This is a genomic window from Mesorhizobium sp. M7A.F.Ca.CA.002.05.1.1 (genome assembly GCF_003998335.1).
In the GTDB taxonomy this organism is placed as follows: Bacteria; Pseudomonadota; Alphaproteobacteria; order Rhizobiales; family Rhizobiaceae; genus Mesorhizobium.
Genome location: NZ_RZQI01000151.1, coordinates 1 through 9,328 on the forward strand (window position 1 = coordinate 1; position 9,328 = coordinate 9,328).

The 9,328-nt window shown below is 63.7% G+C and carries 9 protein-coding genes and 1 pseudogene; 1 reads left to right on the forward strand and 9 read right to left on the reverse strand.

From position 1 onward, the window contains the following. From ppaT to EN939_RS10535, 6 genes are all read right to left on the reverse strand, one after another. The coding region (ppaT, locus tag EN939_RS10510; protein WP_164750936.1) for a pyridoxamine--pyruvate transaminase at window positions 1–1,095 on the reverse strand (1,095 nt) is incomplete at its 3' end. 26 nt (window positions 1,096–1,121) lie between these two features. Beyond that, window positions 1,122–1,928 (reverse strand): 4-pyridoxolactonase, encoded by an 807-nt coding sequence (gene pldA / locus EN939_RS10515; RefSeq protein ID WP_127267957.1) that lies wholly within the window; start codon window positions 1,926–1,928, stop codon window positions 1,122–1,124. Window positions 1,929–1,975: 47 nt separating this feature from the next. Beyond that, the gene (locus tag EN939_RS10520; protein WP_127267958.1) at window positions 1,976–2,911 is read right to left on the reverse strand and encodes a putative B6 ABC transporter permease subunit 1; all 936 of its coding nucleotides are present in this window, start codon (window positions 2,909–2,911) and stop codon (window positions 1,976–1,978) included. 2 nt (window positions 2,912–2,913) lie between these two features. Continuing rightward, a complete protein-coding gene (locus EN939_RS10525; RefSeq protein WP_127267959.1) occupies window positions 2,914–4,011 on the reverse strand; it encodes a putative B6 ABC transporter permease subunit 2 in 1,098 nt (365 codons plus the stop codon). After that, complete coding sequence (locus EN939_RS10530) at window positions 4,008–5,576, reverse strand: putative B6 ABC transporter ATP-binding protein (protein ID WP_127267960.1); 1,569 nt, start codon at window positions 5,574–5,576, stop codon at window positions 4,008–4,010. The genes EN939_RS10525 and EN939_RS10530 overlap by 4 nt, the downstream gene beginning before the upstream one ends. Before the next feature lie 78 nt (window positions 5,577–5,654). Next, complete coding sequence (locus EN939_RS10535; RefSeq protein WP_127267961.1) at window positions 5,655–6,683, reverse strand: putative B6 ABC transporter substrate-binding protein; 1,029 nt, start codon at window positions 6,681–6,683, stop codon at window positions 5,655–5,657. A gap of 100 nt (window positions 6,684–6,783) precedes the next feature. Here EN939_RS10535 and EN939_RS10540 point away from each other — a divergent pair, with 100 nt between their 5' ends. Further along, window positions 6,784–7,209 carry a hypothetical protein gene (locus EN939_RS10540; RefSeq protein WP_127267962.1) on the forward strand — a complete coding sequence of 142 codons (426 nt, stop codon included), beginning with the start codon at window positions 6,784–6,786 and terminating at the stop codon, window positions 7,207–7,209. Between the two features lie 38 nt (window positions 7,210–7,247). Here EN939_RS10540 and EN939_RS10545 read toward each other — a convergent pair whose 3' ends face one another. The 3 genes and pseudogenes from EN939_RS10545 to EN939_RS10555 all read right to left on the reverse strand — a co-directional run. Beyond that, window positions 7,248–8,258, reverse strand: a complete 1,011-nt coding sequence (locus EN939_RS10545; RefSeq protein WP_127267963.1) for an ABC transporter substrate-binding protein — start codon at window positions 8,256–8,258, stop codon at window positions 7,248–7,250. Between the two features lie 39 nt (window positions 8,259–8,297). Then, complete coding sequence (locus tag EN939_RS10550) at window positions 8,298–9,113, reverse strand: ABC transporter permease (RefSeq protein WP_127267964.1); 816 nt, start codon at window positions 9,111–9,113, stop codon at window positions 8,298–8,300. Next, window positions 9,110–9,328, reverse strand: a pseudogene (locus EN939_RS10555) (ABC transporter ATP-binding protein); the annotation flags it as partial. The gene EN939_RS10550 and the pseudogene EN939_RS10555, both read right to left, overlap by 4 nt.

Here is a 9,328-nt window from a genome sequence, read left to right on the forward strand (position 1 = left end):
GCCCAGTGCCGTCAGCGCCGCGATCGCATAGATCGGCTGGGCGGTCGGTCCCATATGGCCGATGCGCGTCAGCTTTCCCAAGGTCTCGCCGCGCCCCGACGAAAACACCACGCCGTAACGGGCGCGCGCGGCCTGGCGAAGCGCCTTCTCGTCGAAACCTTCGGGCGTGCGGACAGCGGTCGTGGTCGGCGACGCGATGCTGTCGCTGGCAGCCCAGATCGACAGGCCCATCGCGGCAACGCCAGCGCGCATGGCCTTGGCGGTGAGTGCATGGCGCGCCCACACCGCCTCCGGTCCCTCATTGAGGTAGAGGTCGAGCGCGACATCGAGCCCGTTGATCTCCGAGACCGACGGCGTAAATGGAAACGGCTTGTCCCGCGACCACGCATGCTCCCAGTCGACGATGCTCAGCATCGACGCGCGCGGCGCCAGGGGATTGGCCTTCATCTTGGCCCAGGCCCGCTCGCTGACACCCATCATCGTCAGGCCGGGAGGCGCGCCCAGGCATTTGTTCGGGCCGGTGACATAGATATCGGCCTTGCAATCCCCGGGATGCGTCTTCATGCCGCCAAAGGACGAGACGGCATCGACGATGAGATAGCCGCCATGCGCTGAAACCAGCGCACCGATGGCGTCGATCGGATTGATGGTGCCGGACGGCGTGTCGTGGTGGCAGACGGAAACGACGGTGATCTCCGGATGCGCCTTCAGCATTGCCTCGACCTCCTGCGGATCGATCGCCTCGTTATAGGGCACCTCGATCTCGAGCAGATGTGGCGAATAACGCTTCGCCCAATAGCCGAACCCCTTGCCGTAAACGCCTGAGGCAAGGTTGAGCACGACATCGTCCGGCGTGATCAGCGAGGCCGCGGCGGCCTCCAGGCCAAGCACCGGCTCGCCATGCAGGATGACCGGCTTGTTCGACAGCCGCATCGCCTTTTGCGCCTTGTCGACCACACCTTCGTAGAAAAGCTGGAACGCCGGGTCGTAGTCGTAGAGCACCGTGCGCCCGAGGCCGCGCAGCACTTCGGCATAGGCGTTCACCGGCCCCGCGGTCAGGGTGATGACCGGATCGGCATGTTCGAGATAACGCATCGTCTTGGTCTCCGGATTGGCGGGGGTCAGCCGTAGAATTGCGTGCCGGTCCTGTAGGTCTTGAAGTTGTCCATGTCGTGCGAGTACATCAGCTCGGCGCCATGGTCCTCGGCAAGTTTCTTCACCTTGCGCATCGAATTGACGCCCGCCACCGGGTCGATGTGGAAGGCCGCCTGGCACAGCGTTTCAAGGCTCTTCTGCGTATAGGCCGCGTCGATCGTGAACATGATCGGCTTGCGCTTGGGGAACTCGACCAGCAGGCTGTAATGGCCGATCGAATGGCCGGGCGTCGAGATCAGCCGGACGCCCCTGGCAAGCTCGACGTCGCCATCGATGCCTTCAAAGGTCGAGTTCGCCCGTGTCGTTCCCGCAAGCAATTGCCCGGTCGCGCCACGCGCTTCGGCAGCCTCCGCCGAAAAGCTCAGATCGGAATAGCCGAGATGTTCGAAGGGCTGCGGATCGCACGCCTGCGGCACCTCGGTCCGGTGACAGATCTTCTTGGCATGCGGAAAATACTTGTTGCCGCCGCAATGATCGAAGTGGAAATGCGAATTGACGACGACGTCGATGTCCTTCGGTTCGAGGCCGAGCAGCGCCAGGGCGCCGGGGATGGTCTGGTGCTTTTCCTGGATCGGCTTTTCGAACGGCAGCACCTTCATCACGTGATCGTAGTCGTAGCCGGTGTCGATGAGGAACCGGCCCTCGGCATGCTCGATCAGGATCGAATAGACCGGGAAGCGCACTTCGCCGCCAGGGCCGCGATTCCAGAACACATGATAGCCGTCGAGAACGAGCGAGCCGCCATCGAGCAGGTAGACCTTGGTATCCGACATTCTTGCCTCCTTTATTGGCGCGGGTCCCATCCGCGCATGAATTGTCCTCAGCGCGCGCCGCGCTCGTATGGAATGCCGAGCGCCGCCGGCAGGCTCGCGCGCCGGCCGAACAGCACCAGCATGATCATCACCGCCAGGAACGGCAGCATCTGGATGATGTCGGTCGGTATGTTGATCCCGGCCACCTGCATGGCCGTCGTCAGCGACAGGCAGACACCGAACAGCAACGCACCGAACAGCACCCAGATCGGGCGACCGCGCGCCAGCATGGCCAGCACGATGCCGAGAAAGCCCGCGCCATTGGTGATGAACGGAATGAACAGCCCAGCCCCGACATTGGCGAGATAGGCGCCGCCGAGCCCAGCCAGCGCTCCGGTCGTCAACACGGCGATGGTGCGGGTCCGCACGACATCGATGCCGGCGACATCGAGCGCGGCCGGCTTGTCGCCTGCCGCCTGCAAATTGAGGCCGAGTTGCGTGCGCCGATAGAGGTAGCTCATGCCGAAAACCAGCGCGACCGCCAGATAGACGATCAGATGATGCTTGAAGAATGCAGGCCCGATGACCGGGATGTCCGAAAGCAGCGGAATGACGGTCGCATCCGCCGCGGGCAGGCGCGGGTAGCTGCGTGAGAACTGGAAATGGTGGAGCAGTGCCGTCAGGCCCTCGAGCCCCAAGGTCAGCGCGATGCCGATGACGATCTGGTTCAGCCCGATGCGCACGCAAAGCAGCGCCATGACAAGCGCCACCGCAGCACCCCCGGCGGCACCGGTGAGAAAACCCAGCCACAGCGACCCGGAATAGAAAGCGCCGACAAAGCCGAGATAGGCGCCGGCCAGCATCATGCCTTCGATGCCGATATTGAGCACGCCCGCCTTCTCGGAGATCTGCTCGCCGAGCCCGGCAAGCAGCAGCGGGATCGCCGCGGTGACGGCGCCGAACAGGAGCGCGCTGAGAAAGACTTCGCTGAACAGCCCGGTCATGCCTAGGCCCTCCGCGACTGGTTGTATCGGTGATCGAAATATTCGGCGAGCGCGAGCACGATCAGCACGATGGAAACCAGCACCAGAGTGAAATGATTGGGCACGCCGAGCCGGCGCGCCGCGCTCTCGCCGCCGATCGAAAGCACCGAGAGCAGGAACACGAAGCCGATTGCCGCAAAGCCGTTCATGCGGGCGAGAAACACGGCGGGAATCACGGCAAGCCCATAGGCGGGATTCCAGTCGGCGCGGACATTGCCCTGGACGCCGATGATGTCGACGGCGCCGGCAAGCCCGGCCAGCCCGGCCGAAATGGCGAAGACGGCGACGGTCAGGCCGGGGACACCGAGTCCCGAGTGAACCGCCGCGCGTGGATTGGCGCCGACGATCCTCAGCTTCAGCCCGAACGCCGTGCGCGTCATCACCAGATGCACGATGACGATCGCCGCCAGCCCAAGCAGCAAGCCGCTGGTGATGGTCGTTTCGAACAGGCGCGGCAACCGGTCTTCCACCGGCAGCGTACGGGTCTGCGGCACGGTCGTGTTGGGGTCGCGAAACGCCAGCTTGACCAGCACATTGGCGAGCGAGGTGCCGAGGAACGTCATCATCAGCGTGGTGATGATCTCGTTGACGCCCTGATAGGCACGCAGCAGGGCCGGCACCAGCGACCAGATCATCGCCACCACCATGGCGATGAGGAACGAGCAGACCAGCGCCAGCCAGGCTGGCATGACCTGCACGAACATAGGAGCGCTGGCCGCCGCCGTCACCGCGCCGAGCAGGAACTGGCCGTCGCCGCCGAGATTCCACATGCCGGCGCGAAAGGCCACGATCAGGCCGGCGGCAAGAAACAGCAGCGGCGCCATGCGCGTCAGCGTCTGCTGGATGCCGAGCGGCGAGAACAGTCCTTTCTCCAGCACGAAGCCGTAGTAGGCGAGCGGGTCGACGCCGACCGCAAGCAGGATACAGCCGGCTATGACGAGAGCGATGAGGATCGGGCCGAGCGTCATCAGCAGCCGATGCGCGATGTCGCGGCGCGTCCTTGCCCCGCTCGTGGCATCGAGTGCGGTGGCACTGACCGTGGGTGCGGTGTCGATGCTCATGCGGCAAGTCCGATCATCAGGCGACCGACCTTGGTGCGGGCATCGTCGGCATTCTCGACGGTGCCGACCAAAGCTCCGTCGGCGATGACGGCGATGCGGTCGCACATGCCAAGCAATTCCTCGAGGTCGGTGGAGATCAGCAGCACCGCAAGGCCACGCGCCGCCGTGTCGCGAATGCGCTGGCGCGACGCCAAAGTGTTGGCGAGATCGAGCCCGTAGGTCGGCTTGTTGAAGATCACCACCTTGGCGCCCTCAGCCAGTTCCCGTGCCAGAAGCACCTTCTGGATGTTGCCGCCGGACAGCCGCGCGACAGGCGTCTTCAGGCTCGGCGTACGCACGTCATATTCGCGCGCGAGCTGGGCGGCGCGCTTGTCGATCTCCGCGCGCTGCTCGACGCCGTTGCGCCAGAACGGGGCCGCGCCGACCTGCTTGAGGAAGAAGTTGATCGAGACCGGGAAGGTTCCGACAGTGCCCTCGCCCAGCCGGTCGTCGGTCAGGTAGCGAAGGCCGCGCCGGCGGCGCTCGCCGACGCTCAGCGTCTCGATGGCGGCGCCGTCCAGCCGTATCGAGCCGCCGGCAGCTGTACGCTGGCCGGCCAGCGCTTCCGCCAGTTGCTTCTGGCCGTTGCCGTCGATGCCGGCAATGCCCAGGATCTCGCCCGGGCGGATGTCGAAGGAGATCGACGACAGGCCCGGCGCATTGTCCGTCGGCGCGACCGCCAGATCTGCGACCTGAAGCAGCGGGGCCGCTTCTGCTCGGGCAGTGCGGACCGGACGCTCGACGGCTTCCGGATCATCCTTCTGCTTGCCGAACATCAATTCCACGATCTCCGAGACGATCTCCTGTTCGCCCAGCGCGCGAAACCGCTCGGGCGGGATCTCGCCGACCTTGCGGCCGAGCTTCAGCACCGAGATGCGATCGCCGAAGGCAGCCGCCTCCTTGAGCTTGTGGGTGATGAAGACGATCGCCAGGCCCTGCTCGACAAGGCGGCGCATCAGTGCGCCGAGTTCGTCGATGCCTTTCGGCGTCAGCATGGAGGTGGACTCGTCAAGGATGAGCAGCCGGCTGTTGCGCAGCATCGCGCGCAGAATCTCGACCTGCTGCTGCTCGCCGAGCGACAACTCCGATACCTTGGCTTGAAGCTTGACGGTGATGCCGAGCGTGCCGGTGATCTCGGCGACGCGCGCCGCCAGTTCCTCGGTCCTGGGGCGCTGCCACCACGGCCCGCCAAGCAGGAGATTTTCCGCCACCGTCAGCGTCGGCACCAGCATCATGTGCTGGAATACAGTGCCGATGCCGAGTGTCAGCGCATGGCGCGGCGAGGTGATCGGCGTCGGTTTGCCGTCGACCAGTATGCGTCCTTCGTCCGGCTGCTGCAGGCCGGACAACATGCCGATCAGTGTCGATTTTCCAGCGCCGTTCTCGCCCAATAGCACATGCACTTCGCCCGGGCGGATCGACAGGTCGACGCTGTCATTGGCAACGATGCCGGGGAACCGTTTGGTCACGCCTTCAAGCGCGACGATGTCGCGCCCTGCAACGGACGATGAAGAAAAACCGCTCATGAAAGCCCAGCACCAAAAAAACGGGAATCGTCCGGAGGGGTGAACGGATCACCCCTCCGGCAGCCGGCCGTGATCGCCTTACTGGGCGACGCTGGTCATCAATGCCCTGACGGCGGCCGCGTCATAGACCGGCTCAACCTTGATCTTGCCGGAAATGACGTCCTCGCGCAGCGCCTGGATTTCCGTCCAGGCATTGTCCGGGATCGCAGCGGTCTTCAGCAGCTTGACCGAGTCGTCCTTGAGGCCGATCGTATAGTGTTTGGTGCCGAACGTGTCGGCCTTCAGGTCGGCAATCATCGCCGCATAGACCGGCTCGATGTTCCACACCACCGACGACAGCAGGAAGCCCTTGTCGATCGGTGACTTGTCGCCGATGACGTCGATGAAATAGACCTTGCCGCCATCGGCTGCCTTGGTCGTCTCGACCGCCTGCAGCATGCCGAAGCTCGAACCGTTGCCTTGGCCGAAGATGATGTCGGCACCCGATGCGATCACGCTTTCGGTGACGCGCTTGCCGCCGGCCGCGTCGCTGTAGGCGGCAGGGCCGATCACCGCATAGGTGATCTTGACGTCAGGGTTTTCCGCCTTCACGCCTTGTGCGAACGCCGCCGACTGCGAATTCCACGATGGCGGTTCGCCCGAGACGACGATGCCGACCGACTTGGAACGCGACACCTTGGCGGCGAGACGGCCGGCCAGATAGGCACCCTCGTGGCCGCTCAGCGTATAGTCGGCGACGAGGCCCTTCTCCAAGCCGGCTGGCGTGTCGACGATCGCCACCGGAACTTTCAGTTCCTTGGCGATTTCGGGCGCCGAGGTGTTGTAGCCGCTGGCATGCGCGATCAACAGGCTGGCGCCGTCGGAGGCAAGTTCCCGCAAGGTCGGACGAACGTCGCCATAGCCGAGGCCCTGGGCCACGACCACTTCGACGCCGGCGGCCTTGCCCGCCGCCTTGGCGGCGTCGATGCCTTGCTGGTTCCAGCCATAGTCCGTGCCTTCTTCGGGCGTCAGGATGGCGATCGACTTGACCTCGCCGGCAAGCGCGCCGCTCATCAAGACACCGGTCAATATAGCTGCACTTACACTGCTCTTAAGAAACTTTAACATGTTACCCTCTCTGTTGTTTTACCAATCAATATTCTTATTGTTATTGCGCAAAAGCGAGATAGACTGCCTAGGAAAAATTACATTATGGAGCTCAGGCAAAGTGAAGATCCGTTATGGCCTTCCGGTGATGCTGGCGTTGTCGTCCTTCGCCAACGCGGTTGAGTTGCACCATGTCACCGTCCGCACCGGCACTGACGGGCTCGACATGGTTCCGTTGACGATTTCGAATGCGGGCAGCGAAAGCCTCTCCTGCAACGCCGACTTCGCCCACTGGTATTCAGCCGGGATCGCAACGGTCGAGCCGGGCAAGAAGACCCGCGTCGAGCTCTGGTTCGATGCGAAGACCGGCACGTTCACGATCCTCAACGACAAACGCGAGAACCTGCCCGTCGAGCGGCTGTGGTGCGGTCTGGCGAGCCGCGCATATGCCACCCGCGTGCAGGTCACGCTCGACCGCACCGATGCGGCGAAAGGCGAGCGTGATGTGTCCTGCGGCATCGCGCGGGACAGCCTGGTCTGCCGGTAGGCGGTCATCGGGCTTTCCGTTCGAACACCGCGCGCCCCTTATTCTTTTGCCAGGAATGCGTCGGTGAAGACGTCGTCCGCCGACAGAGCCGTCTTGAGCACCCCCTGGTCCGTCAGCGTCTTCAGGGTCTCCTCCCACTGCGTCTTCGTCATCCAGCCAAGACCGTGTTCCTTTGTGTCGGGGCTGCTGAACGTCGAGGCGATGTCGGCGTTGATCTGCGCCAGCAGTACATCCTTTTTCTCCGCATAGCCGGGCGCGGCCTTGGCCGTGATCTCGGCGGCCTCTTCCGGATGAGCCACGACATAGTCGAAGGCCTCCCTGTATGCCTTGACGAAGCGGCGTACGACGTCCGGCTTGTCCTTGATCATCGCCTGCGAGGTGAACAGGCCCGAGCCATAGGCTTTCCACCCATGGTCCGCCCCCATCATGATGCTGAGCGAGCCGGGGCCTCCGGCCTTCGCTTCCAGCTCGGGAACCTCCGCATCGATATAGCCGACGACCGTCTGAACCCGGCCAAGCAGCAAATAGCTTTCATAGGGAGGCGAGACGCTGTTCAGCGTCATGTCCTTTTCGGTCAGGCCGTTGGCGGCCAGGAAACCCTTGAAGAAGATGTAGGTGGAGCCGGCCGGATGAATGCCGATGGTCAGTCCCTTGAGGTCGGACGGCTTGGTGAGCTTCAGCGTCTTGGCCAGCGAAATGATCCCCAGCGGCGAGTGCTGGTTGACAGCCGCCAGCGCCACGACCGGGACATTCTGCGACCGTGCGACGGCAAGCGTGGGAAGATCGCCGAACCCGAAATCCGCGTTCTCATTACCCACCAGCCGCATCGCGTCCGGCGAGCCGGACCCCTTGCGGATCTCGGCCACATCGATGTCGTTCTTGGCGAAGAAGCCCTTTTCCTTGCCGACGAAGAACATGGCGTGATTGCCGCGCACCACCCAGTCGAGCTGGACGTTGACCTTGTCGGCCGCCAGAGCCGCGCTGGAGAAGCCGAGTGCGCCGACAAAAGCTGCCAAGGTAGCTGCCTTGATAAGTGACCGTCTCAGCATGTTTTGTTCCCCTTTATGAATTTGGTTGATCGAGTGGGCCTAGGACTGGCTGAATTTCGGCGCCCACGGCACCACGATGCGTTCGAGGATTTCGGCGGCGTAGTAGAAGGCGATGCCAAGCACGGAAACGAGCAGCAGCGCTGCGAAGACCAGCGCCGTGTCGAGCTGGGTCGAAGCGAACTGGATGACGTAGCCGAGACCGTCCGACGCCCCGGCAAATTCGCCGACGATGGCGCCGATCACGCTCAACGTGGCGGCGATCTTGGTTCCGGCCATAAGGTTCGGCAGCGAGTGCGGAACGCGGATCCTGAACAGGATCTGCGTCTGGCTGGCCCCGACCGAATTCATCAGCGACAGCAGCGAGCGATCGACCGATTGCATGCCGGCCAGCATGGAGAGCGTCACCGGGAAGAACGCAATGACCAGGATGAGGCCGATCTTGGGCGCCAGCCCATAGCCGAACCAGAGGATGAAGATCGGCGCCAGCGCGACTTTCGGCACGTTCTGGAACAGCACCACCAGCGGATACAGCGCGCGTCCCAACCAATCGAAGCGCACGATGACCAGCGCAATGGCAATGCCGACCACGACCGAGACCAGGAAGCCGAACAGGATCTCGCCCGCCGTCACCAGCGTCGCCTGCATCAGCGTGCCCCATTGCGCGACCAGCGACTTCGCGATCTCGGAAGGGGCGGGAATGATGAAAGCGGATATGGCAAAGATCCGCACGGCCGCTTCCCACAGCACGATCGTCACCAGCAGGAGGATGACCGCCGGCAGCCAACTGCCGGTCGCCGCACTCCAGCTGGAGGCGAGGCGCGGCTCGGAAAGGTCCGTGATGGGTTGGTCGCTCAAGACGCGCCTCCCGGTTGATGGCTGGAGCGCAGCATCGTTCGCAACTGGACCACCAGCCTGACGAACTCCGGATCTTCGGTGACCGACAGGTCGCGCGGATAAGGCAGCGCAATGTCGAGGCTCTCGGTGATCCGCCCCGGCTTGATCCCTAGCACGTGAACATGGCGCGACAGATGGATGGCCTCGTCGATGGAATGGGTGACGAGCACGATCGT

Bases quoted from the DNA above. Each gene is read 5' to 3' on its own strand.
- pldA (WP_127267957.1), bottom strand. From the start codon at position 1,928: ATGTCGGATACCAAGGTCTACCTGCTCGATGGCGGCTCGCTCGTTCTC.
- EN939_RS10520 (WP_127267958.1), bottom strand. From the start codon at position 2,911: ATGACCGGGCTGTTCAGCGAAGTCTTTCTCAGCGCGCTCCTGTTCGGC.
- EN939_RS10535 (WP_127267961.1), bottom strand. From the start codon at position 6,683: ATGTTAAAGTTTCTTAAGAGCAGTGTAAGTGCAGCTATATTGACCGGT.
- EN939_RS10545 (WP_127267963.1), bottom strand. From the start codon at position 8,258: ATGCTGAGACGGTCACTTATCAAGGCAGCTACCTTGGCAGCTTTTGTC.
- EN939_RS10530 (WP_127267960.1), bottom strand. From the start codon at position 5,576: ATGAGCGGTTTTTCTTCATCGTCCGTTGCAGGGCGCGACATCGTCGCG.
- EN939_RS10525 (WP_127267959.1), bottom strand. From the start codon at position 4,011: ATGAGCATCGACACCGCACCCACGGTCAGTGCCACCGCACTCGATGCC.